The organism is Cupriavidus sp. D384, assembly GCF_001652915.1.
GTDB lineage: Bacteria > Pseudomonadota > Gammaproteobacteria > Burkholderiales > Burkholderiaceae > Cupriavidus.
Genome location: NZ_BBQI01000021.1, coordinates 1 through 25,566, shown reverse-complemented (window position 1 = coordinate 25,566; position 25,566 = coordinate 1). Strand labels below are relative to the sequence as shown.

The window sequence follows — 25,566 nt, the reverse complement described above, 5'->3', positions numbered from 1 at the left end:
GCTCATGCGACCGGGTCGTTAAGTCCCGCCCTTCACGCTATCCCGTTCGATTCCTCAATCGAGACCTTAACTGAACGGCATTAGGCCCGAAGGTGGCCTTGGAGGCAGAGTGTCATCCGTTCACAGGAAGCCAAGTTCGCCCTCAAACGGTCGATCTTTGTGCACGAAGAAGTAGTTATGATCCTCAAGCGCCTTCAGCATGCTATAGCCGAGGCCCTCCAGGATCGCCATGCACGCATCCTTTTCATGTTCAAAAAGCTCCACGAACAACGCCGGCTTCAAACTGGCCAGGGTCTTGCCTGCCCCATGCAGGAGATCGAGCGTATGACCCTCAACGTCGATCTTGACGAAGTCCGCATCGCAAACTCCCAGGTCGTCAAGCGCGGCAATCTTGATGCCGGACTCGTCCTGGCTCGCAAAGATTTCGCTTTGCATGCGGTTAGAGCCGTGGGAAACGGGTTGTCCGAAAGACCTCTCTTTGCCGAGAGCCAACTCGAACGCCTCGGCATTGTGAATGCCATTTAGTTCGATGTTGCGCTGAAGAATATCGAACAACTCGGGGATAGGCTCGAAAGCTTTGATGCCTTTCGCGCCGGCCACTCGAGACCAGTAAATGACGTGGTTTCCGACGTTTGCGCCGATATCGAGAATCGCCTTGCCCTTGGCGAATGCCTTCATCTTGTCCAGCAGCTCGACCTCCCAGAAGTTCTCGTAGTAGAGCTGGTACCCCTGGATATAGTCCGTAGCCGCTTTCGGGACGAAGAACTTGATCGGGATCATCCCGTTGTAGGAACAAGTGACAATGGGCTCAGCCCCAAGCGTCTGCATCTTCAGCAGCTTCAGATTCGTGATCGTGAGGTGGCGTGTGTGGTCCGTAGCTCCCCATATCGCATCAAGCCTCTGATCAGCCTTGGCAAGCCTTTCGTCGATTTTTCCCATGCGCTCGGTCTCGTCGGCAGCTGCGGCGTCGACCGCGGCGCGCATGGCCACTGCAAAGCCCTGCAATTCCAACCTGATCTCCGCGAGTTCATTGGTTACGTCGCGCGTGGCAAACGACCTAATTCGCCTGGCAAGGGACTTCAGCATGTGGGGTATGTCTCCGACTGGTATCGCCTTTGTATCAAAGACGCCAATAATATCACCCTCACTGAAAATCAGTCTGGTACGATAAATTCACAGTCTTCGCCGTGTCGCTTCGGACGAGAAAGCAGCCGTCAAACAAGATTAGCGCCGCGCGGCCAAATCGCGGACGGCAATTCTTCGAAGCCGTTGCTCGTGACTGGCATGCCACCCAAAAGGAAAGCTGGAACGACGTCTATGCCAGCAAGGTTCTGGCCTCGCTCGTGAATGATGCACCGATGCCACCGGGAGGCACGGGTGGTATCTGCGGGTCGGGGTACTTCGGCTGCGGTTGTGCGACAGTAGCCAATGCTTCCGGCACCATTGCTACCGGATTTGGAGGTGGCGGCGGAGGGGCTGGCGCGTAAGCCACCACGACCACGTGGCGGCAACGGCAGCGGCGGAAAATTTAGGTTCACCGCATACCTGACGCAATGAGGGGAAAAGCTATGCGCCATGCATTGATCAATAGCCGAGGCAACGTCGTCGAAAACGTAATCGCGTTGAACTGGATGGGGCTGATTGGGAGCCGCCTGCAGAGGCGCCGAAATCCTTACCGTCGGCGACGTGCGACCTGACCATTTCGCGCTGCGCGCGCGCCTGCCCCAGCGTAACACCAGGTTAGGTGCCCCGGACGTATTTAAAGCGCCAGAGCTTTCGCCCATCGGTCATGACCTCAAGATAGAGGCAGCCACCGTCGAACAGCTTAGAGACACGCTCGCGCAGCTTGCCTTACGGATGTTGGTGTCGACGAGACGTTCTACCGTACGAGGGCTCGCATGAGGGCACCGATAATTGGAGCGTTAGAGAATGCCCCCAAAAGTGACGGATGCGAACGGTTCTCGACGAACTTTGACGAACATCGGATGGCCGAGATGCCTTGATTTATGGTGGTGGAGAGAACTTCGGAGAACTACTGCGAACTTGATTATGGTCCCGCCGACAGGAATCGAACCTGTATCTAGCGCTTAGGAGGCGCTCGTTCTATCCATTGAACTACGGCGAGCGGACCGTCTGCACCGTATCTGCGCCGCGCTGGGGCGGGCGGACCGGAAGACGGGGCGGAGTATAGCAAACTCCGCCAGCGCCGGATGGCGGCGGTTCTTTACGCGCGCCCTGTCGCTGCGGTGTTCAAGGCGTGGCCGGGTGGTGTCCCGGCTCTTGCCGCATGCGCGATGGCAGGCGCGGCCGCTGCGTGCGTTGCAGCTTTCCCAGTCGATCAGTCCGGACATGGCAGGCTCCCTGGTCGGTGATTTGCATCGGTGCGCCGATGACTCAGGCTGCATGCAGGCTGGCGAGGTGGATGCTCGACAGCAGTGCCAGCGCCATATGCAGCACGGTGATCATCGCGGCGCCGGGGTGGCGCAGGCAGGTTTCCACCTGTTCGCTGCGGGCCTGGCCGAGCAGGCACCACGTGCAGAAGTGCTCGCAGTTGTTGGTCAGCAGGTGATAGCGGTTTTCTCCCAGGCGGCTGCGGGCGCGCGACACGGCTTCCGTGCCCAGGTAGCGGGCGCACGGTTCGGACTTCATCGTCACGCCGTGGCCGCCGGCAAACTGTTCGACGGTGGTTTCTTCCACCGGGCCGGCGTGGAGTGCGTGGCAGAAGCCGGCGTAGTGGATGACACGGCCCTGGCCGACGTAGATGCCGTGGTGGGCGTAGCCATTGCGTTCCGTCACGAGATGGGCGCCGGGCAGGTAGGCATCTTCCAGGCGGCTGACTAGTTGTTGGTCTTGGGCGTTCATGGCAGGTCTCGGTTCGGTGTCGGTGGCTGGCAGTCAGGCTGCGCTGGTGCCTACCCAACCGCATCAAGCGTGCCAGGCCGCCGCTTCGACGGCGGGACAACGGTTTGCGGGGATTCAGGGGGGTGGGACGCGGCTGTGACGTCGGGATAAGCCCAACAGAATCGGCGGCATTCTGTTGGCATTTCACCGTCTTCCGCGCAAGTCTGGATGGGCGTCGACCGTCAGCTGCGGCCCAACGCCCTGCTGACGGCCGCGTCCCACCACTTCACACACGGTTGTTGGTACCCGGCCAACGCTGGACAGGCTCGATAGATCACATCGCAGGCCATCCGATCATCATGCGATACGCATTCGTCACATTCATTGCGGTGGCACACCGCTTGCTCCTTACCGGCACACACCTATCGATGCCAGCCTCAGGAGACCACCATGGCTACGCTCACCATCCGCGACCTGAACACCCGCCGCGAACTCGATTTCCGCGCCATGTCGGCCGTCCGGGGCGGCGGCGCGCCGTGGGTTTTCGGCTGGATCCAGCCCTATGTGGCGTCGCGCCCCAGCGCGTTACCGGTCGTGAACTTTTACGAGATCAACTACAGCTTCTATGCTGATCAGATGAACAACCAGTTCCAGAACGTGAACGTCCAGAACACGGCGCCGAATTCGAACGTGACGGTCGACGCCAGCATGGACGCTCGCAACAAGGGACGGCTGGTCTGAGCCCTGCAGCAGCCAGCAGGGCTTTCGCGGTGACTTCCAAATACCCGGCGCCCCGGGGGCGCCATACGCGCGAGCCGGTGACGGCCCGCGCTGGAGCATGCCGTGGCCTGCGTATCGCAATTCCGCTGGACCTCCGCCGCCTGCACAGACGTCGGACGGGTGCGTACACGCAATGAAGACGCCTGCCTTGCCATGCCCGACCAGGGCATCTGGGCGGTAGCCGATGGCATGGGCGGCCACGCCGTGGGCGACTTCGCCAGCCGGGCCATCATCCAGGCGCTATCGTCCCTGCCCGAACCGGACAGCCTCGACGGCGCCACCGAGCACGCCCGCCTGGCGATGCAGACCGTCAACCAGTTGCTGATCGAAGAAGCGCTGCGGATGAAGGTACGCGTGATAGGCAGCACCGTGGTGATTCTGCTGGCCTGCGAGCGCCGCTGCAGCTGCCTGTGGGCCGGTGACAGCCGGCTATACCTGTTCCGCGACGGCCATCTGAAGCAGCTGTCGCGCGATCACAGCCAGGTGGAGCGCCTGAAGGCACGGGGGCTGATCACGGCCGACGAAGCGAAGCACCATCCCGCCCACAACACCATCACGCGCGCCGTGGGAGCGGCATCCACGCTGGACCTGGAACGGCTGACGCTGGAAATCGGCGATGGCGACGTGTTCCTGCTCTGCAGCGACGGGCTCAGCAACGAGGTCGAGGACGACCAGATCGCAGCCCTGCTGGCGCCGGCCATCACGGACCCGGCGGCAGCCGCCGATACGCTGCTCAGGCAGGCCCTGGACAACGGCGGCCGCGACAACGTGTCGGTGGTGGTGATCCGGGCCGAGGACCTCGGCGGGGGATCGGACATGACGCTGCTGAACCCGGAGGTTTGAAGCCTGCGGGCAGGCGCCCCGCCCTACTTCCCATCCGCCTGCCGGTTATTCCTGAAGTCCTTCGAGTGAATCCCGTGTTTCTTGAGCAGCATCTGGATGTGAGACCGGTTCATGTCGAAGCGGCGCGCCAGTTCGGCCACGGTTCCCCCAACTTCCTGCAGCCCCCGTTCCAGGAAAGCCCGCTCGGCTTCGTCGCTGGCCGCGCGCTTGGCTTCGCTAAGCGATGTGGCCGTGCTCAGGTCGGTCACGGTTGCCTTGCCGCCCGCTGCCGCCACGGCCTGCAGGCCGGCCGGCCTGGGCCGGATATCCTGCGGCAGGTGGACGAAATCCGCCGTGTCGCCGGCCAGGCATGACAGCCGGTACATCAGGTTGCGCAGTTCGCGGATATTGCCCGGGTATTCGTAGTGCAGCAGGAAGTCGCGCAACCGGGGCGTCAGTTTCAGCGGCCGCCGCTTGAGCTGCCCGGCCGCCTCGTCGCCAAAATAGGCCACCAGCAGCGGGATTTCGTCGCGCCGTTCGCGCAATGCGGGCAGGGTCACGTGGATCACGCTGAGCCGGTAGAACAGGTCTTCGCGAAACGTGCCCTCCTGGCTCATCCGGCGCAGGTCCTTGTTGGTGGCCGCGACGATGCGCGTATCGACGGCGATCACCTCGTCGGAGCCCACGCGCTGGATCTCGTGCGCCTCCAGCACGCGCAGCAGCTTGACCTGGCCGGTCAGCGGCAATTCGCCGATCTCGTCCAGGAAGATCGTGCCCGTATGCGCGCTCTCGAACTTGCCGCGCCGGTCGTTGGCCGCCCCGGTGAACGCCCCCTTCTTGTGGCCGAACAGTTCCGATTCGAGCAGGCTGTCGGGAATCGCACCGCAGTTGACCGAGATGAACGGCTTGTCGTTGCGCAGGCCATTGGCGTGGATCACCTTCGCCATCAGTTCCTTGCCGGTGCCGCTTTCGCCGTCGATCAGCACGGGCAGATCGGTCGGCGCGGCCTTCTCGGCAATCTCAAGCGCTTCGAGCAGCTTGGGGTTGTCGCCAAACGTGCCCTCGAAGATAAAGCTGCGCTCCATCAGCGCCTGGCGGCGCTCGCGGGCCGACATCTCCACCGGCTCGACCACCGCTTCCTCGACCTCCGCCTCGCCCGCGGCCGATGCCGCCGCCACGAAGCGCTCCTTGTGCGACAGGCCCATGACCTCGTCGCGCAACGTGGTGGCCTGCTTGAGCAGTTTCTCGATGTCGGGCCGTTCCAGCCGCGACGACCAGCGCAGCGTGGAGCGCAGGATCTCGATCCGTTCGATCAGGCCCGCGAACGAAACGGCGGAGGTGACGGGGGTGGGGTTGTATAGCTTCATGCCGCACTCAACTGCTTCTGGACCAACTGGTAGTACATGCCGCGGCGCTCCAGCAATTCCTCGTGCCGCCCCTGCTCCACGATGCCGCCTTCGTACAGCACCAGGATCTTGTCGGCCTGCATGATGGTGCTGAGCCGGTGCGCGATGATCACGGCCGTGCGGCCCTTCAGGATGTCCTGCATGTTTGCCAGGATGTTGCTCTCCGACTGCGTGTCCAGCGCCGAAGTGGCCTCGTCGAACACCAGCAGCCGAGGGTCGTGATACAGCGCGCGGGCAATGCACAGTCGCTGGATCTGCCCGCCCGACAGCCCGATGCCACGCTCGCCCACCACCTGCTCGTAGCCCAGCGGCAGCTTCGAGATAAACGCGTGGGCATCGGCCATCTTGGCAACCTCCTCGATGCGGCGGCGATCCGGGCTGTCGTCGCCGCAGGCAATGTTCTCGGCCACGGTGCCCGAGAACAGCAGGTTGGTCTGCATCACATAGCCCACCTGGGCGCGGAAGAACTCGGTGTCGATCACGTTCATGTCGTAACCGTCCACCTTCATCGTGCCGTCGGTCGGCTTGTAGAAACCCACCAGCAGCTTCGCCAGCGTGGTCTTGCCCGAGCCGCTGCGGCCGACGATCGCCACCATCTCCCCGGGCCGCATATGGAAGCTGATGTTCTCCAGCACGTAGGCCGTGTCCTCGCCGCCATAGCGGAAGTAGACGCCATCGAACTGGATCTCGCCCTGCAGGTCCGGCAGCGACACGCGCGACATCACATCCTGCGGTTTCTGCTCCGGCTCCAGGTCCAGCACGTCGCCCAGCCGCTCCATCGCCACGCCGGCGTCATTGAGCTGGCCCCACAGCGCCACCAGCCCCATCAGCGGCGCCAGCACGCTGCCCATGAAGGCGTTGAACGCAATCAGCTGGCCGATCGTCAGTTCGCGCTCCAGCACCAGCGTGGCACCCACCCACAGGATCGTGATCGTGGTGGCCGCGTTCAGCACCTGGCTGACCAGCCCCACCAGGATGTGGAACGACTGCGCCTGGTACTGCTTTTCCAGCGCCTTGGCATACTTGCGCTCCCAGCGCAGCCGCACGGGACGTTCGATACCCATGCCCTTCACGGTCTCCGCGCCGCCCAGCGTTTCCATCAGGTAGGCCTTGGCGTCGGTGGACGCCGCGAACACCTCGCGGGCGTAGCCCTTCACCTTTGGCGTGACCACCACGGTCAGCGCGGCAATGGGGATCACAAAGGCAATCAGCAGCAGCGTCAGCTTCACGTTGTAGAGGAACATGATGCTGAAGTAGATGAACACCATCAGCAGGTTCAGCGCCGTGGTGACGGTGGACTCGGTCAGGAACGCGCGGATGGTCTGGTTCTCCTGGAAGCGCGCGAAGATGTCGCCCGTCTTGCGCTTGGCGAAGAACGACAGCGGCAGCGACAGCGTGTGCTTGAAGAAGTGCGACATCATCGCGAAATCCATGTTGCGGACCATGAAGTTCGCCAGGTACGCGCGGATGGTCACCATCAACTGGGTAAAGACGTTCGAGATCACCAGCCCCAGGATCAGCAGGTGCAGCAGCCCGATGTTCTGGTGAACCACCACGCCATCAAGGATGTTCTGGATGATCAGTGGCGGCACCACGCCCAGCATCTGGATCACGAACGTAGCCAGGAACAGATGCGCCAGGATGCGCTTGTACGGCGACAGGTAGCTGATAAAGCGCAGCCAGGGCGAACGCGAAACCGCCAGTTCGTTCATCTGCGTGCCGGGCGAGAACAGCAGGCAGGTGCCGCTCCAGCCGCGCTCGAACTCCTCGGTGCTCATCTTGCGGAAGCCGATGGCCGGGTCGGCCACCCATACGTACTGCGCCGAAACGCCGTAGACCACCACGTAGTGATAGCCCTCCCAGTGGATGATGAAAGGCAGTTCGAAGCCCGTCAGCGCATCGCGCGTGCATTGCACGCCGCGCGTGGTAAAGCCCAGAGATTCGCCCGCCCGCGCCAGGCTGTCGAGCGTGGCGCCGGCCGTGGTCACGTTCGCCAGTTCGCGCAGCTTGCCCAGTGTCATCGGGATACCGTAGTGCCGGCAGATCATCGCCAGGCAGGCCGCGCCGCAGTCCATCTCCTCGGCCTGCTCCACCAGCGCGAAGCGGCGGATCAGCCGTTCACCGAATTCCGGTTTCGAGTGCAGGTCCAGCAGCACCGGGCGCTTGCGGCGTTCCGCCAGCTTCTTCTGCCGGTGCAGTTCGCGGTCCACGGTGCGGATGCGTTCTTCCAGCACCTCACGCAGCCGCGCATTGCGCTCCAGGATCAACTGGACCGTCTTCTCGGGGATGACCAGTAGCCGGGTGTCGGTCTCGGCAATGGCCGAGGCAATCTGCTCCTGGCGCATCACGCAGGCGCGCTCGCCAAAGATCTCGCCCGGCCCCAGCGTGGCCAGCTGGAACGTATCGCCATCCTCCTCGCGGACAAGGCGCACCGTGCCCTGGCGCACCACATACAGGCGGCGATCCTCGCGCCCGTCCTGCTGCAGGATTTCCTTGCCAGCCGCCACCCGCTTGACGCCCACGCTGCGCACCGCGTCTTCCAGTTCCAGCTTGTCGAGCTTGCCGCGCAGGTCGAACAGCCGCGCAACAAAGCCGCCCGCCGAACTGATCGCCACGTAGCTCGTGATAAAGGCCAGCGCGGCCGGATTGCCGCCAATCGTCGGCTCGGAGACGGCGCGCGGGATCGTGACCAGCTCGGTCTTGCCCGATGCCCGCACCGACGACTCATGCCGATACTCGCGCAGCAGCGCAATATCGGCGAACACCTCGCCGGTCTTGCGCACGCCCATGCTGATTTCCTTGCCTTGCTCCTCGTTGAACACGCGCACGGAGCCGCTGCGTACGATAAAGATGCCGTCCGCCGGCTCGCCCGCGTTGCAGACCGTGTCGCCAAAGCCGAAATGCAGCGTGCGGGCGCTGGCGGCCAGCCGCTCGATCTCGTCGCGCGACAGCGGCGACAGGATCTCCACCGTCGCCAGGAAATCAGCCAGCGACTGCCCGGGGGGCGGCGCGGGAGCGGCTGCGGATGCGGCCGGCGCCGCCACCTCGCTAGCGGGCTTCGATGACATGTTCCTGCGCCCTTGCCATCAGCCATTCCTCGCGGAGCAGCCGGCGGATCTCCACGGTCACATCCGGGTCGAGCCGCGCCGGATGCTTGGCGCGCACCAGGAAGACCTCGAAGAACGATTTGTCCGGCGCCGGAAACGGGCCCAGCAGGTCGCCGGCCTCGGCGTTGAAGACCTTGGCCTCGATATCGCCCTTGAGCGATCCGCGCAGCACCTTCCCGATATCGCCGCCCTGCTCGCGCGTATCGGCAATCGAATGCTCGCGCGCCATCTCGGCAAACGCGTCCGGATCATCCTGCAGGTACGACACCAGCTCCCTGGCCTTGCCTTCGGTGTCCACCACGATATGGCTGACCTCGATGCTGTCGAACTTCGGCGAATTGAGCTGGAAATACGACTCCACCGCCTGGTCCGTACACACCTGCTCCATCATCTTTTCCTGGTAGAGGCTGTCGGTGATGAAGTTCTCGAACTCGTCGAGCGTGATGTTCAGCGCGTCGAGGTAGTGGTTCATGTCGGCCGCCCGGTGCAGCCCGTGTACGCGCCGGAACTGGTCGGCGCGCTCCTGCACTTCGTCGGGCGTCAGCTTCAGGCCATGGCGGCGCGCCGCGTGGGCGGTCAGCTTGTCGCGCACCAGCTGCTCCACCAGGCCTTCGAACTGGCCGGTCAGCTTCAGGACCCTCACGAATTCGTCGACGCCGATCATTTCGTCGTCGATGCGTACGATGGCTGTCATCGCCCTCTCCTCAACGTTCAACCTGCGACCTGCCTGAATGGATCGAGTCCCAGGTCGATCAGGCGTCTTTCCCGCACCACGATCTCGGCCGTGGCCGTCATGCCATAGCGCAGCGGATACCTGTTGTTTGCCACGCTGTAATAGTCCTGCGCCAGCCGCACGCGGCCCTCGTACACGGGCTGCTTGTCGGGGCCCGACGGCTTGGTGGCCGGCGAAATGTACTCGAGCGTGCCCGCGATCAGCCCATAGCGCTGGTACGGGAACGCGCTGAACTTGAGCTTGACCGGCAGGCCTTCGCGCAGGAATGCGCGGTCGCGCTCGGCAATCTCGATCCGCAGCATCGGCCGGGCATCCTTGGGTGCGATGCCGCCCAGCGGCGTGTTGGCCTGTACCTTGTCGCCGCGCTGCGTGGACGTGACGTCGGTGATCACGCCCGACACCGGTGCCAGGATCAGCAGGAAGTTGTCCTTGTCGATGTTCTCGAACTTGATGCGCGCGGCGGCGTCGGCCACCAGCCGGGCCGTCTGCACCTGCAGGCGCAGTTTGTCCTCGGTGCTGGTGATCTCGCGCACGGCGGCGTCGTACTGCACGCGCAGGCTCGCCAGTTCCTGCCCGCTGCCTTCCAGCTGCGCGCTGGCCTGCGTGAATTCCTGTGCCAGCCGCGCATCGAGCTCGGCCAGCCTCGACTGGGCCACGCGCAGGTTGTTCTCGGCTTCCTGCGTCGCCGCGCGCTTGGCTTCCACCTGCGATTGCGACACCCCGCCGCCAGCCGGCAGCGCAAACAGCCGTGCGTAGCGGTCCTGCTCCTGGCGCGCGAACTCCCGCGCGCGGCGCGCGTTTTCCAGATTGCTACGCGCCTCGGCCAGCTGCGCCCGCTGCTGCTCGGCCAGCCGCGTGGTGCCTTCGGCCAGGCGATTCTCGTGCTGGCGGGAATTGAGTTCGATCTGCTGCTTCAGCGCCAGCGCCCGGCGTTCCAGCAATGCCTTGCGCTCCGGAAACTGCTTCCATTCGCGCTCGGCGTCTTCGAGCTTCAACTGGGCCTGCAGCGCATTGGCGGCCGCCTCGATCGCGCCGCGCGCATTGAGCCGTGCCACGACGTCGTCCTTCGACACCGGCTGCCCCTCGGCCACGTAGAGATCGACCAGTTCCCCATCCACAGGCGCGTAGAAGCGGCGCACTTCGGATTCCGGCGCCAGCGTGCCCTGGGCGGTCACGATGACATCGGCATGGCCGAAGAAGGACCAGAGCAGCCCGCACAGCACTAGCACGCCCGTGGTCACCACTGCCAGCAGCGTCAGCCGGCGCGGCTCGGCGCTGAGCAGCGCAATGCCTTCGGCGCTATGGTCTTCCAGTGCTTCGGTCAGCGGCCGCAGCTTGTTGTCGCGGTTCTCGTCCTTCATGGCGTGCTCCCCGCTCCGGGTTTCGCGGCAGTTGCAGCGGTCGCGGCCGGGGCGGCGCTACCGTCCTTGCCGCCCTCCGTGCTGCCCTCGCCCACCAGCGCCAGCTTGGCCTTGAGCACTGCCGGGTCCAGCACCATGCGCAGATCATTGAGCGACCGGCGCTGGGTGTCCACCTCGGCCTGGATGTCGTCGCGGATCTTGCCCCACTGCGCCGAATCCTCGATTTTCAGCTGGGCGTAGATGCGCAGCCCTTTCCGCGCATCGTCCTGTGCGTCGGCCAGCAACCTGGCCTGCGACCGGAACTTGGCCGAGATGCCCGATTCAAGCCGCTGCTCGCCGGCAATCAGTCCGTTATTGCGGTACTGGCGCCAGCCCGTGGCCGCGCGGTTCAGCAGCTGGTTGGCGCGGCGCAATGCGGCGTCGCGGATGCTGTTGACATCGGCGTCGATATTCTCGGAAAAGTACCCGTCGGTCTTCGGGTCCAGCGACTCGTAGAACGCCAGCAGCTGTTCCTCATAGCCAGGCGATCCGCGACTGGCCTTGATGGCGGCGTATTGCGCCAGCACCTGCTCCTTGTGGGCCACATCCTTTGCCACATCGGCGGCCCACGGCCCCGCCGTGACGGTCTTCAGCGCAGCCAGCGCGGCCGCGCCATCGCCCTGCTCCCAGGCCTTGCTGGCCGCCACGTACTGCTTCTGCACCTCGTCGCCGGGCAGGCGCGTGGCCTTGAGCTTCTGATAGGCGGCCTGGAATGGCGGCGTGGCAAAGCTGGCCTTCTGCATCAGCGCCACCAGCGGCCCCGGCGCCCGCACGCGCAGCGACTCGATCATTGCCGTGTACTGGCGCAGGTCGCTCTCCACGCTGTCCAGCCCCGATAGCCGTGCGTACTTGTCCTTGTACTCGGCCAGCATCGGCTGCAATGCCTCGGGCTGATCACGGCCCAGCTCCGTGGCAATGGCCGCGTTGAGCCGGTCGATGGCGGCCAGCAGCACCGATTCGTCGTTCTGCAGCCGGCGCAGATCGCTCAGCGCACGCGCGTAGGTGTCGCGGAACGTCGGCACGTCATTGGCAATGCGTCCGAGCAGCCGCTGGTGCGACGCGGTGTCGTCCTCCCAGCGCCGCAGCAGGTCGCGGATTTTTGCTTCGTCGGAATACATGCGGATGGGTCCGTCGATGCCGCCGCGCTGGGCCACGTAGCGTTCCAGGTCGGCCACCCAGGCAAGCTGGCTGGTCAGCGCCTGTCCATCGGCATTGTGCTGGCTGCGTGCACGCATTTCATCCAGCACCGCCGTGGCGCCGGCCGCGTCGCTGGCCTGCAATCGCGCCGACCACTGCGGCACGTAGCCGCGCATCAGCGCCTCGGCGCCAAGCGCCTGGTAGCGCGCCTCGTCCGGATGACGCGACAGCACCTTGTCGGCCACTTCGGCGGCACGCACATACTTGCCTTCGTCGACCAGCGCCTGCAGGGACCGGTCGGGCGCGCCACGCCACCAGAGGTAGCCGCCGCCGACCACCAGCACGGCAATCACCAGGATCGCCACGCGCGCCGCACGCTCAAGCTGGTGCCGGTCGTGGATGCCGAAGCTGCGCATGGCCTCCACCAACATCATCGTCACCCGGCCGCGCGGTGCCGGCGCATGGGCGGGGTCCGCGGCGTCGGGCATGGCCTCGGGGTTGACTTCGTCTTCCTGCGCGGCGCGATAGTCCATGCAGAAGATATCCAGGAAGGAATCGGCCGCACCGACAAAGGTGGTCTTGTCGGGATCCACCTCGCCGGTTGCGGCTTCCGCACCGTTGACCGGCGCCTGCAGCGGCTCGCCGGCCGGGGACGGTGCGGCCAGGGACGTCCGGGTCGCGGTGGCATCGGCATCGGTCTCGCGCTCGATCCCCACGCGGTAGACGAAATGGCTGCCACCGAACGCCACCACGTCGTCGGGTTCCAGCCGCACCGACTGGTCGCGCAGCCGCACGCCGTTGACGAAGGTGCCGTTGGTGCTGCCCAGGTCTTCTATCCACGGCACGCCGTGCTTCAGGTACACGTGCGCGTGGCGGCGCGACAGGTAGTTCACCTGGTGCGGATACTGGTCGCGATAGCGGGCGAAGGTATCGTCCGCCTTGCTGACCATGAACGGGAACCCGGCGATCACCACCGGCTGCAGGTCCAGGTCGTCGCGCATCGGGGCCAGCGTGACCGCCACCCGGGGCGGTTCGGGTTCGGGAGGCCGCGGATAGAGCCGTACGCGATAGGCCAGGTCGGCGCCGAAGCTGACCTCGTCGCCATCGCTCAGCCGCGCCGGCTGCTGCTGCACGCTGTCGCCGTTCACGCGGGTGCCGTTCTTGCTACCCAGGTCGGCCACGTAGACCGCACCGTCTTCCGAGAATATGCGTGCATGCCGCCGTGACAGCACCGACACCGCTTCGGTCGGATACGCGGCAAACGGCGCCTCGCCCCGCCCGATCGCGAACAGGTCCTCGTCAATGCGGATCTCGCCAAGCTCCGGGCGCGACACGGGCATCAGCAGTACATCGAATGCCTGGCCACCCGGGGGCGCCATGACCGGCACATCCATGAAGGGAGCTTCGTCGCGCGTCATGTTTCACCTGAGCCAACAGTGCAGCCTGTGGCGCGCAACCGCGCGTCAACGCCGCGACGGGGTCGGCAAGCGTCGGCAAGGGGGCGGCAGGTCACGGGTAAGAACATAGTAGGCCACGCTCGAGGGGAGTCAATGCGCTGCGGCGCAGCGTTGCGCAAACGCCGGCGCCATAGGGGTTTCAGGCTTGAAACGGTTTGTGCGCCGCTGCGGCTAACGCGCCGCCTTGGGCGCGGAGACGCCGGCCGGCGATGCCGAATCGGCAGTGGTATCCGTGTGCCCGTTGCGCACGGCCACATCGGGCCAGCCGCCGCCCAGTGCCTTGTACAACGTGACGGTATCGGCCAGGATTTGTTGGTACGCCGCCAACAAGGATTGCTCGGCCGTCAGCAGCGAACGTTCGGACTCGAATACATCCAGCTGCGACGCGATGCCCTCGCGCGCCTGGGCGTCGATCTGCGCGCCCACCACGCGCAGCTGGCTTACCTGCTGCTGCAGTTCCACGCGCTGCTTCTTGTGCGCGTCGACGTTGACCAGCGCACTCTCCACTTCCTCGAACGCGGTCATCACGGTGCGGCCGTATTCGTTCTCGACCACGCCCACGTTGGCCTCGGTGGTCTTCACGCGGGCCCGCACGTTAGGGTCGAGCATCGGCAGGTTGATGCTGGGCATGAAGCCGAACGTGAAGGACTTCATCAGGTCGGACAGCGCAAAGCTGGCCGTACCGCCACGCGCCGTCAGGCTGATGCTGGGCAGTTGTGCCAGCCGCGCCTGGCCAACCAGATCGTAGGCGGCCAGCACGCGGTATTCGGCGGCGACGATATCGGGGCGCCGCGCCAGCAGTTGCGAAGGCAGCCCGGCCGGCACCACGGGCAGCCTGATGCGCTCCTGCAGCTTGCCCGGCGGCACCTTCAGCTCGCCGGCGGGCACACCCACCAGGGTAGCCAGCGCGTTCTCGGCCACGTCGCGCGAGCGCCGCAGTTCCAGCAGGTCCTTGGTCAGCCGGTTGATTTCGGCCTGCTGCTGCATTACGCGGATCTGGGGCAGCAGGCCGTTGGCGAGCATGGCCTTGTAGGTGCCCAGGATGTCGTTGTTGCGCGCCAGCGTATGGCGCTGTTGCGCCACCTGCTCGTCGAGCAGCAGGATCGTGAAGTACGTGATCGAGACATCGGATACCAGCGACAGGTAGCCTGCGCGCCAGTCGGCCTCGGTTGCGCGGAATTCGGCGGTCTGGGCCTGCACGCCCTTTTCGACCTTGCCCCAGACGTCGATATCCCAGTTCACGGTGCCGCCCAGGTTGTAGGTGCGCGACACCGGTTGCCCGGTGGTCTTGCTGATATCCAACCCGGCGCCGACGTCGAACACCGGCAGCGCGCCCGCCCGGGCCTCGGCAATCTGGGCATTGGCTACGCGAATGCGGGCAGCCAGCACCTTGATGTCGTAGTTGCCCGACAGCGCCTTGGCTACGAGCTGGTCCAGGTACGGATCGCCAAAGCCCTGCCACCAGTTCGGCAGGATGGTCTCGGCCGGCGACACGCTGACCGATTCGTTGCTGGTCCAGGCCGCCTTGGCCGGCGTTTCGGGCCGGTGGTATTCGGGCGGGCGGAAATCGGCACAGCCGGCCAGCAGCGCCACGGACAGGGCCACGCCCGACAACTGGGACATGCGGCGCGGAGCAAAGGCGAATGCGTTCACGATGGCTTCCTGCTTGCAACGCCAGCGTACCGTGGCAGGGCGTCCTGGCGTTCGATCTGTATTGTGGGTCGGCGTCTGGCGGACGCCAACCTCGGCGTGCGCGCCATGGAAAAGCGGCGGGCAAAAAAAGCGCCGGGGCGGAGGTGTCCCCGGCGCAAGCTCCCCGTGCGGCTGAAGCGGCGGCGGCCTGTTGGCCGGCCTGCGCGCCGCTGCCGCCTGAACCGTACGAATATCAGGCGTTGTTCTGGGCGTACTGGTTCGTCGTCACGTTGTTCTTCATGTGGTCCTGGAAGGCCGAACCATTGCCGAAGTAGTTGGCGACGTCCTGCAGTTGCTGGTTCGATTGCGTGATCTTGGTGTGCGAGTCGAACTTCAGGCTCACCGGCGTGAAGATCGAGGTGTACGGGGCGATCACCGCGATGCCGCCGCGTACCGCCTGCAGCTTCTTGGCGTCGAGGGTTTCGGTGGAGGACAGGTCCTTGATGGTCAGCGTGGTCATGATGGTCTCCTGGATGAGGAAGGTACTGCGTTGGGTCAGAGTGATGAGCATCGGGTTGGTGTCGCGCTCGGACCAGATATCGCAGCAAGCGTGCCAGCGCGGGCCACAAGCTTGAAAAAGTCTGCGGGCCGTTGTGCCACAAGGGCTGGCGGGCGAGGCGACGGTTCCAGGCCGCGCGCCGGCACCCGGCCAGGTGTTGGGCGGCGACCCACAGTGACGGTGTGCTGTGTTGGCGATCAGGCAACAACGGGCCCATCACGGGCCGCATTGGTCAAAAAAAAACGGCGCACATCGCTGTGCGCCGCGCCGGAGACAGGCGGACCGCCCCGCCTTCTCGCTCCGAGCCGGTTATTTCACATAGATCGTGATCTTCTTCGAATAGATCGGTGGATTGGTCGGTATGTGCTTCTCGTCGCCCATCAGCAACTGCAGCGTGTGCTTGCCCGGCGGCAGGTCGATCGTGGTCTCCGTCTCGCCCGCGCCAAAGTGCAGATGGTTGCGGTCGTTCGGGATTTCCTTGTCCAGCGGCGGCAAATCGACATCGATCAGCAGGTGATGGTGGCCCGTGTTCGGATACTTGACGTCCTTGGGCGCCACGCCCATGTTGCGCAGCCCGAACCAGACCTTGATGGGCTTGCCGGCCGGCAGCGTCTGGTTGTTGTTGGGATACCCGATATAGAGATAGGCGTTCTTCGGTGCTGGCGTGGGGCCCGAAGCCGGGCCGGACGAAGCGTGGTCGGCATGCGCGACCGGCGCCGACGCATCGGCCGCGCGCGCCATGCCCGCCTGCAGCCAGGCAGCGGACAGCAACGTCATGCCCGCAAGAAGCATCGGTCTGAAATGCGTCATGGCTCCCCCCGTTCGCGCCTGTGTGCCTAGCGCACGGTGATCGTGATCTTCTTCGAGTAAATCGGCGGATCGAACGGCACATGCTTGCTGTCGCCCAGCAGCAGTTGCAGCGTGTGCTTGCCCGGGGGCAGTTCGATGCGCGCGTCGGTCTCGCCGGCGCCAAAGTGCAGGTGATTGCGATCGTTCGGGATTTCCTTGTCCAGCGGCGGCAGGTCGGCGTCGATCAGCAGATGGTGGTGACCGCAGTTCGGACGCTGGATGCCCTTGGGGCACACGCCCATGCCCTTGAGGCCCATGCGCACCCAGAGCTTGCCGCCGTCGATGACAGCGCCGTCACCGGGCCAGATGATGTAGACCTCGGCGCCCTTGGGAGCCTGCGTGAGCGGTATCGCGAATGTCGTCCAGCTGGACAGGAATGTGGCCAGGCACGCGGCCGCGAGCACGTGCAGCAGGGATCGTCTGGACATGGCGGCTCCTCCCGGAGAACTGTCCGCTGCACACGGTACCCCGCGCGGGAGCGGATTCTTGGTCGATATTCTTGATGCGCTCGGCGATGTGTCCTACAGCGTAGGTCGGAAGGCTCCAAAAAGCGAACTTTCACGCCACAAACGCTGTGCTATCTTGAAACGGCCGGTACCGCGTCACGGCAACTCCACACCGCGCAGCGCGGCGACTCTGAAGGGGGGAATATGTGGCGGAAAGCAATCGTCGTGTCGCTGGCGCTGCTGGGACTTGGCGCGGAGATCGATGGCGTATCGCACGACCCAACCTCGGGCGGCCCCGTCAGCAGCCTCTGGCTTGCCCGGGCCGGCAACGCGCTGCTGCCACCGGCGACGGCGGGCATCCTGCCCAAGAACAGCGATGAACAGTATGAGCTGTCGTTCTGGGATTCGATCAAGAACAGCAACTATGCGGCCGACTACGAGGCCTATCTGAAGCAGTATCCGAACGGACGCTTCGCCGCGCTCGCCAAGACGCGCCTCGATCGCATCAAGGCCAGCGCGCCGGCGGCATCCGCACCTGCGGCAGCCGCGACGACGCCGGCCAGGCCCGAACCGAAGACGCAGGCAAAGACCGAGCCGCCACCGCCCACCGCCGCCAAGCCCGCACCCGCCCCTGCTGCGCCACCCCCTGGCGGCGCGGGCCAGCCTCGCACGCGTGCAGGCGGGGCCATCGCCCAGGGCACCGTCACCTTTCCGGCCGAAGGGAAGGAAGGCAAGGAAGCCCCGGCATCTGGCGCGGCCCGACCGGCCGAAGCCAAGGGCGGCGAATCGCGCGACTGCCCGCAGTGCCCCGTGATGATCGGCCTGAATCCCGGCGCCTTCACGATGGGCAGCAACACCAGCGACCCGGCCGAAAAACCGCCGCATCACGTGAACGTCGGCCATGCGTTCGCCATCGGCAAGTACGAGGTCACGGTCGAACAGTGGAACGCCTGCGCCGATGCCAACGCCTGCCCGCGCATCGCCACCAATCCGCCCGAAGCGAAAACGGCACCAGCGCGCGACATCAGTTGGGATGACGCGCAGCAATACGTCACCTGGCTCACGAAAACCACCGGCAAGACCTACCGGCTGCCTACCGAGGCCGAATGGGAGTACGCGGCGCGCGGCGGCACCAGCACCGCGTTCTGGTGGGGCGACAGGATGGCCAAGGGCAATGCCAACTGCAAGGACTGTGGCGATCCGTGGAGCGATGCCGCACCGGCCAGCGTGGGATCGTTCGCGCCCAATCCGTTCGGGCTGCACGACATGAACGGCAGCGTCTGGGAATGGGTGGCCGACTGCTGGCACAGTTCGTACAAGAACGCGCCGACCGACGGCCGCGCGTGGGATGAACCCGCCTGCACGGCGCGCGTCATCCGCGGGGGCTCGTGGCGCGAAGGCGCCAGCTACATGGTGTCATCCACGCGCTTCAAGTACAGCACCAGCGTACGGCAGTCGCAGAACGGCTTCCGCGTGGTGCGCGAGGCAAAGTAGCAACGAAGGACGGCGGATTGCGCTGGCCCGATGGCCGCCCCGGCGGCTGGCTGGCCGCTATTTGCCGCGCGTGGCGATCTGCACGATGTCAGCGCTGATCTGCTCGCGCCCGTGCTTGCTGGCCATCTGCGCCAGCGGCTTTTCCAGTGCTTTCAGGTAGTCCTGGCGGGTTTCGAATTCCGGACGCCGCGTGGTGAACAGCGGCGTTGGCGTGGTCAGCAACACCACGAGTTCGGTGCCGAACGGCTTCGAGATGATCCAGTCGCCGCTGTCGCCCACTGTCGCGCTATAGCTGGCCGGCGCCTGGTTGCCCTGGATGCGGCCGCTGGGCACCAGATGCGCCACCTTGCCATCGGCCGAGAAATAGTCAACGTAGACATACGATTCGTGCGGCGGCGTGTTGATGTCCAGCACCAGTGGCGTGCCTTCGGCCAGCTGCGTGCCACCGCGCGTGTGCAGTACCGCGCCGGCCGGGCCGCCTGCCTTGCGGTTGCCCGACCAGTACGGCGCCACCAGCTTCACCACATCGCATTTGTCGCTGGTCAGCGGCTGGGCGTCGAGCTTGAGCGTGCGCACGCCCGGGATCTTGCCCAGCTTGTCGCGCAGGCCGCCCAGCGCCGGCTCGCCGACATAGCCGCCCACCTGCAGCGTATTGCCGTCGATCCTGGCGGTCAGCAGCGAACAGGGCGTGGCAGCGATCACTTGCGCAACGGACTCGGGCTTGACCGGCACCGCCTCTTCCGGCGGCGAGGGCGTGGCAGACGGTGCCGTGGCGACGGGTGCCGCAGCCTGAGAGGGTGGCGCGCTCTCGGTCGAAGGCATGTGGCTGCGCCACATGTACACCAGCACCCCGGTGGCAAGGGCCACGCCGGCAATCACGCTGCCCGCGATCACCGGCAGGCGGATGCTGGTGCTCTGCGCCTCACCGCCCAGTCCGGCCAGGAATTGACTGACGGAGGGTGTACGGGTGGCACGATCCAGCGACAACGCCTGGCGCAGCGCCTTCCACTGCCCGCGCGAGAGCGTCCTGGGCTGCTCGGGTTTCAGGTTCTTCGCGCGCGCCTCGGTGGCCGACACGCGGTTGTATGGATGCCGGCCGGTCAGCAGTTCGTAGCTGACGCAGGCCAGCGCGTAGATATCGTCACGCGGATCGGGTTCACGGTGCTCGAACATTTCCGGGCTGGCGTAGGCCGGCGTCATGCCGCCCAGCGAGCCAGGATCGAACACGGTCTGGTCCGCGTCATCGGCAGGCTGCTGGAAGCCGCGTGCGATACCGAAGTCGATGACCTTAACCTCGCCGCGATCGGTCAGGAACACATTGGCCGGCTTGAAGTCGCAATGCACGAACCCGCGTTCGTGCGCGTAGGCCAGTGCACTGCCCATGCCTACGATGATCGGCATCGCCTTTACATAGGGCAGCCCCTGGAAGTCTGGCGAGCGCAGCACGCGGTTGAGCGACTTGCCCTGCAGGTATTCCATGGTCAGGAAGACCGTGGGGCCGTCGCGGTCGAAGTCGTAGACCGTGACAATATTGCGGTGGGCCAGCTGCTGGGCCTTGCGCGCCTCGCGCTGAAGCGCGATCAGCGATTTCGGATGCCCGCTGAACTGCATGTTCAGCACCTTGATGGCGATATAGGGCTTGCGATCCGAGGCCTCGAGCTTGCGCAGGTCAAGCGCTTTGTACACCGTGCCCATGCCGCCCACGCCCAGGCACTCTTCGAGCACGAAGCGGCCGTTCAGCGTGTCGCCCACACCCTTGGTGGGACCGGACGGGATGAAGCCGCCGGTGAAATGCCCGCTCTGTCCGCCCGTGGTACTGCCGGTGTTGCTACCGGTATTGCTGCCGGTATTGCTTCCCGTATTGGTGCCCGTGTTGCCACCCATGTACCCGCCGCCAACGTACGCGCCCGTCATGCCACCGCTGGTACCTGTGATGCCCGTGACGCCTGTGACGCCCGGCGCAGGCTGAGCGCGATCCGGTGACTCGGGCTCGATGCGCGTTTCTTCGCCAGGCATTTCGGTGTGCATATCGCCGTGCACGTCCTGGTGTACCTCGCCAACGGGATCGAATTGCGTAGCCGTGTGCGAGTCGATGCGGTGCATGACTTCGGCGTACACGGCCGGCGGCAATGGAAAGCGCGTGTGCTCCTCGGTAAGCACGCGGGCAAACTGGGTGGAGTCGGTCTGATCGTCCTTCAGGGCCGTATCCACCGATGCAAGGAATTCGTCGCGGCTCAGGCTCCCGCGCTGAAAATTCCGTATGAGTTCGGTCAGGCTGGACATCCGGTGCATCCCGACGTGTGGTTGCCGACTGGTGGCGCTCGCAAGTGGCGCTTCGGAGGCGGCACTGGCGGCGAAACCGTTGCGTCACGGCACATTGCCTTCGATGGATACTAGTGCGCACTCCGGCCATCCGCAATGCCGCCCTGTGGCCCGGCGCGCCCCGGACGTTGCCGTCCGCCCGACACCCGACACCTTTCTGTTGGCGCCAGCCCACCACTGCAAGGGCCCAACGCATGCCCCGCCGTGCCGGCGCGCATCGCACACTCATCCGGAATCCCTTGCCCCACAACGCCTGGCGGTTTTTTTTCGTGGTCATGGCCCGCGCTGGCACGCTTGCTGCGATATCTGGTCCGAGCGCGACACCAACCCGATGCTCATCACCCAGACCCAAAGCAGCACCTTCCTCATCCAGGAGACCATCATGACCACGCTGACCATCAAGGACCTGTCCTCCACCGAAACCCTCGACGCCAAGACGCTGCAGGCCGTGCGCGGCGGCATCGCCATCATGCCGATCACCACCGTCTACAGCCCGTTCAAGCTGTCGGTCGACAAGGTGTTCAACGTCAACCAATCGAACCAGCAGATGCAGCAGGTGGAGAACTACTTCGGCAACGGCTCGGCGTTCCAGGACCACATGACGAACAACGTCACGACGACCCAGTCCGCGCAGAACAACGTGTACCACCCGGTCTGAGCTTCACCCTTCGCATCCACGCATCGTATCCGCACACTCGCCCATTAGGAGACTGCCATGAGCACCCTGACCATCCTCGACCTGTCCAGCGCCACCACCCTCGAAGCCACCCGCATGAAGTCGGTGCGCGGCGGCCTGGGCCTGATCGCCCCGTGGACCAGCGTCTACGCCCCGGTGAAGCTGTCGTTCGACTCGCACACGAAGATCACGCAGTCGAACCAGCAACTGCAGGACGTCGCCAACTACTTCGGCAACGGTTCGGCCTTCCAGGACCACATGAAGAACAACGTGACGACGAACCAGTACGCGCAGAACAACGCCTGAGTCCGTCGCCAGCGGCGGGCGCCGGCATCGAGCCAGCCGCCCGCCGCGCACCGAACCCGCCAAATTGCATCAAGGAGTCCACCATGTCATCGATCATCGTCCGCGACCTTGCCGTCAGCAAGGAACTCGACCACCAATCGCTGTGCGCCATCCGCGGCGGCACGGACTGGTTCGGCAAGATTGCCGCCGCCGGCCCGCTGGTCAACATCAACATCAACCAGAGCGTGCAGCAGTTCCAGCAGGTGAACGTTGCCGCCTTCAACGACAACAAGATCGTCGGCGTCGACCTGGGCAACCTCGCGCTCAACGTCAAGCCGGTGCAAAAGGGCGGCAACTGGGCGAACGTGGCTTGAACGCCGCGCGTCCGGGAGCGGTCCTGTCGTGTGCGCTGCGCATGTGGCAGGACCGCTCGCCTATACTGAATCGGGCCCGCGCCTGCCCTGGCGCCGCCCGACCGGCGCCATTCCGGCCGGCCGCGGCAAGGCCCGCATGCTGGAGATCGCCATGGCAGTCATCGTCATCAAGGATTTGTCGGAAAACATGGACCTCGACCGCGAGGCCATGACCGCCATCATCGGCGGCGCGCGGCTGGCAGGCAGCTACCGCTGGCAGGCGCACCGACGCCCCACGCTTACGCGGCTGGTCCAGTATCCGGAGGGATTCCCCGGCACATCGCAGGTTGCAGGGCAGGAACGGGAGACCACGCCCGCGCGCAGGTAGGCGCGGCGCCACCGGTCGCATAACAAGAAAAAGCCCGCCAAGCAATTGGCGGGCTTTGGTTGCGGACGGGCCCGGACTTCCTGGGTCTGCGTCACCGGCTGCTTCCGGTCATTCCTGTGCCAAGCATGTTTCCCATGGATTCCGCCCATGAAGCGGACGCCCATCCGGACCACCCGGACAGTCGGAGGAAACCTGGCAGTGGCATCAATGACCGCAAGGCCGGAGGCGAGCGGCAAGCGAGTCTTGCCAAAGGCAATATCAGCGGGACTTTTTATCGTCCGCCCCGTACGGGCATCGATGCCCGCGTTCTGGAGTATAGGCACCGCGCCCCTACATGCAAGCGATGCCCCGGCCGCTTTCACTTACGTTTGCTTACCATCTACCGGATAATTCCCACTTGCGCGGTGCAACAAAAACTTCAGCGTTCTGCTATACTCCGCGCCGTGAGTTTCGCACTGTGAGTACCGCACCACGCCCCAAGGCAACCTGCCGTGGCGTATCCGCTACCTCCCAAGATCTGCTCCCTGCCTCTGTCATCACACGAAATATCAGACAGGTGCCTGGCCAGAACGCACCGCTCACCTGACGCTGCCTCGTCTCCGATCCTGATAACAGCCCGAATTGCTGTTTGCCTGCCAGGGAAAATCGGCCGGTTTGTTTGAATTGCCAGCCGCCCCTGCCTGCCGCCGTCTTGCCAGCTGAGTCTGTCGAACGGCCTACCGATTGGCGCCGAAGCCTTTTTTAAGACTTTGCACTTGCGCCCACCCCTTTGCGCACACTGCCCTGGGGTGCCATGCATTTTTAATACGTACGACATGACCCAGCACGAAGATTTCCGTGCGGAGCAAGCTATTGCTTCCGCCACCGACGCTACTGCCACGCCCGCCGCTGCCGTGAGCCCGCTCGACAAGCTCGACGCCCTGCTCAACGCCGATGCAGCCCCGGCCGAGCAAGCGTCGGAAGCTCCGGAAAGCGGTTTCGCAAAACTTGGCCTGGACCCCGCCATCCTGCGCGCCCTGGCTGAAGCCAACTACAACAACCCCACCCCGGTTCAGGCCCAGGCCATTCCCGCCTTCCTGGCTGGCCGCGACCTGCTGGTCTCGAGCCAGACCGGTTCGGGCAAGACCGCCGCGTTCATGCTGCCCGCGATCCAGCGCATCAGCGAAAAGCCGGCGCCGAATCGTCCGACCGAACCGGCCAAGCGCATGAAGGGCAAGCGTCCCCGCCCGGCCGCGGCCCAGCCGTCGCTGCTGGTGCTGACGCCGACGCGTGAACTGGCCCTGCAGGTCACCGAGGCTGCCGCCAAGTACGGCCGCCATCTGCGCCGCATCGTGTGCGCCAGCATCCTGGGCGGCATGCCCTATCCGAAGCAGCTGGCCATGCTGTCGCGCATGCCGGACATCCTGGTGGCAACGCCGGGCCGCCTGCTGGACCACATCGAGGCCGGCCGTATCGACCTGTCCGCGCTGGACATGCTGGTGTTCGACGAAGCCGACCGCATGCTCGACATGGGCTTTGCCGACGACATCGACGCCATCGTGGCCGCCACGCCGGCTTCGCGCCAGACGCTGATGTTCTCGGCCACGCTGGACGCCCGCATCGGCCAGCTGGCTTCGCGCCAGCTGCGCGACCCGCAGCGCATCGAGATCGCTGCCGCGCGCGCCGACCACAGCAACATCGAACAGCGCCTGCACTTCACCGACGACATGTCGCACAAGGAGCGCCTGCTCGATCACCTGCTGCGCGATTCGTCGCTGAAGCAGGCCATCGTGTTCACGGCCACCAAGCGTGACGCCGATTCGCTGGCCGAGCGCCTGTCGGACACCGGCTTTGCCGCTGGCGCCCTGCACGGCGACATGACCCAGGGCGCGCGTAACCGCACGCTGACGGCCCTGCGCCGCGGCAACCTGCGCGTGCTGGTGGCCACCGACGTGGCCGCACGCGGCATCGACGTGCCCGATATCACCCACGTGGTGAACTTCGACCTGCCCAAGCAGGCGGAAGACTACGTGCACCGTATCGGCCGTACCGGCCGTGCCGGCCGCTCGGGTATCGCCATCAACCTGGTGAACCATGGCGACATGTTCCAGTGGCGCCGTATCGAGCGCTTCACGAACAACCGCATCGACGCATCGGTGATCGAAGGCCTGGAGCCGCGCCGCTCGCCGAAGCCGCGTTCGAACTTCGGCGGCAAGCCGGGCGGCCGTGATGGCTTCCGTGGCAATGGCGGCGGCTACCGTGGCGGCAATGGCGCCGGCAACGGCGGCGGCTACCGTGGCAACAACGGCGGCAACCGTGAAGGCGGCGAGCGCAGCTTTGGCGACCGCAACTTCGGCGAGCGCCGCTTCAGCAACGGCAACAGCAACGACGGCAACCGTGGATTTGGCGACCGTGGCGCCCGCAGCTTCGGCGACGAAAACCGTGGCGGCTTCGGCGATCGCGGCAACGGCGGCTTCGGCGACCGTGGCAACGGCGGCTACCGCGGCCAGGGTCAAGGCCAGGGTCAGGGTCAAGGCCAGCAGCGCAGCTTCGGCGACCGCAATTTCGGCGGCGAGCAGCGTTCGTACGGCAACCGTGACGGCCAGCAACGCGACGGCAACCGCGGCTTCGGCGGCGAGCGCAGCTTCGGCGACCGCAGCTTTGGCGACCGCAAGTTCGGCGACCGCGGCGATCGCGGCGGCTTCGGCGGCCAACGCAACGGCAACAGCCGCTCGCGCTACGAGCGTTGATCGCTGATTGCTGACCCCTGCCGCTGGCGACGCGGCGGCAGGATGCAAAAAAAGGCACCTTCGGGTGTAATGCCGTTCAGTTAAGGTCTCGATTGAGGAATCGAACGGGATAGCGTGAAGGGCGGGACTTAACGACCCGGTCGCATGAGC

General features: G+C 65.3%; 21 protein-coding genes and 1 tRNA gene. 8 read left to right on the top strand and 14 right to left on the bottom strand.

Annotation, left to right across the window (positions count from 1 at the left end):
* Window positions 1-120: 120 nt before the first annotated feature.
* The 4 genes from A9J21_RS09075 to A9J21_RS09065 all read right to left on the bottom strand — a co-directional run bounded on the left by A9J21_RS09075 (window position 121) and on the right by A9J21_RS09065 (window position 2,862).
* Window positions 121-1,086, bottom strand: coding sequence for an FkbM family methyltransferase (locus A9J21_RS09075; protein ID WP_066734303.1), 966 nt, complete (start codon window positions 1,084-1,086; stop codon window positions 121-123).
* Window positions 1,087-1,740: 654 nt separating this feature from the next.
* A complete protein-coding gene (locus tag A9J21_RS32660) occupies window positions 1,741-1,824 on the bottom strand; it encodes a hypothetical protein (RefSeq protein WP_404851356.1) in 84 nt (27 codons plus the stop codon).
* Window positions 1,825-2,050: 226 nt separating this feature from the next.
* Window positions 2,051-2,125: transfer RNA gene (locus A9J21_RS09070), tRNA-Arg, on the bottom strand.
* A gap of 269 nt (window positions 2,126-2,394) precedes the next feature.
* Window positions 2,395-2,862 (bottom strand): lecithin retinol acyltransferase family protein, encoded by a 468-nt coding sequence (locus A9J21_RS09065; RefSeq protein WP_066734302.1) that lies wholly within the window; start codon window positions 2,860-2,862, stop codon window positions 2,395-2,397.
* Between the two features lie 429 nt (window positions 2,863-3,291).
* Between A9J21_RS09065 and A9J21_RS09060 the strand changes: the two genes are divergently transcribed.
* Both A9J21_RS09060 and A9J21_RS09055 read left to right on the top strand, forming a co-directional pair.
* Complete coding sequence (locus A9J21_RS09060) at window positions 3,292-3,582, top strand: hypothetical protein (protein WP_066734299.1); 291 nt, start codon at window positions 3,292-3,294, stop codon at window positions 3,580-3,582.
* A gap of 102 nt (window positions 3,583-3,684) precedes the next feature.
* The gene (locus A9J21_RS09055) at window positions 3,685-4,464 is read left to right on the top strand and encodes a PP2C family serine/threonine-protein phosphatase (RefSeq protein WP_082926319.1); all 780 of its coding nucleotides are present in this window, start codon (window positions 3,685-3,687) and stop codon (window positions 4,462-4,464) included.
* Window positions 4,465-4,487: 23 nt separating this feature from the next.
* On the opposite strand, the gene A9J21_RS09050 is transcribed toward A9J21_RS09055, so the two are convergent.
* The 9 genes from A9J21_RS09050 to A9J21_RS09010 all read right to left on the bottom strand — a co-directional run bounded on the left by A9J21_RS09050 (window position 4,488) and on the right by A9J21_RS09010 (window position 17,151).
* Entirely contained in the window at window positions 4,488-5,810 is a 1,323-nt protein-coding gene (locus A9J21_RS09050; RefSeq protein WP_066734296.1) for a sigma-54-dependent Fis family transcriptional regulator, read from the bottom strand.
* Complete coding sequence (locus tag A9J21_RS09045) at window positions 5,807-8,917, bottom strand: peptidase domain-containing ABC transporter (protein ID WP_231906866.1); 3,111 nt, start codon at window positions 8,915-8,917, stop codon at window positions 5,807-5,809. Before A9J21_RS09045 ends, A9J21_RS09050 begins: the two co-directional genes overlap by 4 nt.
* The gene (locus A9J21_RS09040; RefSeq protein ID WP_066734289.1) at window positions 8,898-9,650 is read right to left on the bottom strand and encodes a peptidylprolyl isomerase; all 753 of its coding nucleotides are present in this window, start codon (window positions 9,648-9,650) and stop codon (window positions 8,898-8,900) included. The genes A9J21_RS09045 and A9J21_RS09040 overlap by 20 nt, the downstream gene beginning before the upstream one ends.
* Window positions 9,651-9,667: 17 nt before the next feature.
* Entirely contained in the window at window positions 9,668-11,050 is a 1,383-nt protein-coding gene (locus tag A9J21_RS09035) for an HlyD family secretion protein (protein WP_066734281.1), read from the bottom strand.
* Window positions 11,047-13,644 carry an FHA domain-containing protein gene (locus A9J21_RS09030; protein ID WP_066734280.1) on the bottom strand — a complete coding sequence of 866 codons (2,598 nt, stop codon included), beginning with the start codon at window positions 13,642-13,644 and terminating at the stop codon, window positions 11,047-11,049. The genes A9J21_RS09035 and A9J21_RS09030 overlap by 4 nt, the downstream gene beginning before the upstream one ends.
* A 210-nt stretch (window positions 13,645-13,854) precedes the next feature.
* Entirely contained in the window at window positions 13,855-15,306 is a 1,452-nt protein-coding gene (locus A9J21_RS09025) for an efflux transporter outer membrane subunit (RefSeq protein ID WP_066734278.1), read from the bottom strand.
* 262 nt (window positions 15,307-15,568) lie between these two features.
* The gene (locus A9J21_RS09020; RefSeq protein WP_066734310.1) at window positions 15,569-15,835 is read right to left on the bottom strand and encodes a hypothetical protein; all 267 of its coding nucleotides are present in this window, start codon (window positions 15,833-15,835) and stop codon (window positions 15,569-15,571) included.
* Window positions 15,836-16,183: 348 nt separating this feature from the next.
* Window positions 16,184-16,615, bottom strand: coding sequence for a DUF4399 domain-containing protein (locus tag A9J21_RS09015; RefSeq protein ID WP_066734308.1), 432 nt, complete (start codon window positions 16,613-16,615; stop codon window positions 16,184-16,186).
* A 95-nt stretch (window positions 16,616-16,710) separates the two neighbouring features.
* Window positions 16,711-17,151 (bottom strand): DUF4399 domain-containing protein, encoded by a 441-nt coding sequence (locus tag A9J21_RS09010; RefSeq protein WP_066734276.1) that lies wholly within the window; start codon window positions 17,149-17,151, stop codon window positions 16,711-16,713.
* 222 nt (window positions 17,152-17,373) lie between these two features.
* Here A9J21_RS09010 and A9J21_RS09005 point away from each other — a divergent pair, with 222 nt between their 5' ends.
* The gene (locus tag A9J21_RS09005) at window positions 17,374-18,663 is read left to right on the top strand and encodes a formylglycine-generating enzyme family protein (RefSeq protein ID WP_066734274.1); all 1,290 of its coding nucleotides are present in this window, start codon (window positions 17,374-17,376) and stop codon (window positions 18,661-18,663) included.
* Window positions 18,664-18,720: 57 nt separating this feature from the next.
* Here A9J21_RS09005 and A9J21_RS09000 read toward each other — a convergent pair whose 3' ends face one another.
* A complete protein-coding gene (locus A9J21_RS09000; RefSeq protein WP_066734272.1) occupies window positions 18,721-20,946 on the bottom strand; it encodes a serine/threonine protein kinase in 2,226 nt (741 codons plus the stop codon).
* A 421-nt stretch (window positions 20,947-21,367) separates the two neighbouring features.
* Between A9J21_RS09000 and A9J21_RS08995 the strand changes: the two genes are divergently transcribed.
* The 5 genes from A9J21_RS08995 (at window position 21,368) to A9J21_RS08975 (ending at window position 25,416) form a co-directional block, all read left to right on the top strand.
* Window positions 21,368-21,643 carry a hypothetical protein gene (locus tag A9J21_RS08995; RefSeq protein ID WP_066734306.1) on the top strand — a complete coding sequence of 92 codons (276 nt, stop codon included), beginning with the start codon at window positions 21,368-21,370 and terminating at the stop codon, window positions 21,641-21,643.
* A gap of 57 nt (window positions 21,644-21,700) precedes the next feature.
* A complete protein-coding gene (locus A9J21_RS08990) occupies window positions 21,701-21,967 on the top strand; it encodes a hypothetical protein (RefSeq protein ID WP_066734270.1) in 267 nt (88 codons plus the stop codon).
* A gap of 83 nt (window positions 21,968-22,050) precedes the next feature.
* Entirely contained in the window at window positions 22,051-22,320 is a 270-nt protein-coding gene (locus tag A9J21_RS08985; protein ID WP_066734268.1) for a hypothetical protein, read from the top strand.
* 43 nt (window positions 22,321-22,363) lie between these two features.
* A complete protein-coding gene (locus A9J21_RS08980; protein WP_307188106.1) occupies window positions 22,364-22,687 on the top strand; it encodes a hypothetical protein in 324 nt (107 codons plus the stop codon).
* Between the two features lie 815 nt (window positions 22,688-23,502).
* Entirely contained in the window at window positions 23,503-25,416 is a 1,914-nt protein-coding gene (locus A9J21_RS08975) for a DEAD/DEAH box helicase (protein ID WP_066734266.1), read from the top strand.
* The last annotated feature ends 150 nt before the right edge of the window (window positions 25,417-25,566 follow it).

What these genes read in the sequence shown, in the direction of transcription:
- A9J21_RS09075 (WP_066734303.1), bottom strand. Translation starts at nt 1,086, where the DNA reads ATGCTGAAGTCCCTTGCCAGGCGAATTAGGTCGTTTGCCACGCGCGAC.
- A9J21_RS09065 (WP_066734302.1), bottom strand. Translation starts at nt 2,862, where the DNA reads ATGAACGCCCAAGACCAACAACTAGTCAGCCGCCTGGAAGATGCCTAC.
- A9J21_RS09060 (WP_066734299.1), top strand. Translation starts at nt 3,292, where the DNA reads ATGGCTACGCTCACCATCCGCGACCTGAACACCCGCCGCGAACTCGAT.
- A9J21_RS09050 (WP_066734296.1), bottom strand. Translation starts at nt 5,810, where the DNA reads ATGAAGCTATACAACCCCACCCCCGTCACCTCCGCCGTTTCGTTCGCG.
- A9J21_RS09045 (WP_231906866.1), bottom strand. Translation starts at nt 8,917, where the DNA reads ATGTCATCGAAGCCCGCTAGCGAGGTGGCGGCGCCGGCCGCATCCGCA.
- A9J21_RS09040 (WP_066734289.1), bottom strand. Translation starts at nt 9,650, where the DNA reads ATGACAGCCATCGTACGCATCGACGACGAAATGATCGGCGTCGACGAA.
- A9J21_RS09035 (WP_066734281.1), bottom strand. Translation starts at nt 11,050, where the DNA reads ATGAAGGACGAGAACCGCGACAACAAGCTGCGGCCGCTGACCGAAGCA.
- A9J21_RS09030 (WP_066734280.1), bottom strand. Translation starts at nt 13,644, where the DNA reads ATGACGCGCGACGAAGCTCCCTTCATGGATGTGCCGGTCATGGCGCCC.
- A9J21_RS09025 (WP_066734278.1), bottom strand. Translation starts at nt 15,306, where the DNA reads ATGTCCCAGTTGTCGGGCGTGGCCCTGTCCGTGGCGCTGCTGGCCGGC.
- A9J21_RS09020 (WP_066734310.1), bottom strand. Translation starts at nt 15,835, where the DNA reads ATGACCACGCTGACCATCAAGGACCTGTCCTCCACCGAAACCCTCGAC.
- A9J21_RS09015 (WP_066734308.1), bottom strand. Translation starts at nt 16,615, where the DNA reads ATGGCGCGCGCGGCCGATGCGTCGGCGCCGGTCGCGCATGCCGACCAC.
- A9J21_RS09010 (WP_066734276.1), bottom strand. Translation starts at nt 17,151, where the DNA reads ATGTCCAGACGATCCCTGCTGCACGTGCTCGCGGCCGCGTGCCTGGCC.
- A9J21_RS09005 (WP_066734274.1), top strand. Translation starts at nt 17,374, where the DNA reads ATGTGGCGGAAAGCAATCGTCGTGTCGCTGGCGCTGCTGGGACTTGGC.
- A9J21_RS09000 (WP_066734272.1), bottom strand. Translation starts at nt 20,946, where the DNA reads ATGTCCAGCCTGACCGAACTCATACGGAATTTTCAGCGCGGGAGCCTG.
- A9J21_RS08995 (WP_066734306.1), top strand. Translation starts at nt 21,368, where the DNA reads ATGACCACGCTGACCATCAAGGACCTGTCCTCCACCGAAACCCTCGAC.
- A9J21_RS08990 (WP_066734270.1), top strand. Translation starts at nt 21,701, where the DNA reads ATGAGCACCCTGACCATCCTCGACCTGTCCAGCGCCACCACCCTCGAA.
- A9J21_RS08985 (WP_066734268.1), top strand. Translation starts at nt 22,051, where the DNA reads ATGTCATCGATCATCGTCCGCGACCTTGCCGTCAGCAAGGAACTCGAC.
- A9J21_RS08975 (WP_066734266.1), top strand. Translation starts at nt 23,503, where the DNA reads ATGACCCAGCACGAAGATTTCCGTGCGGAGCAAGCTATTGCTTCCGCC.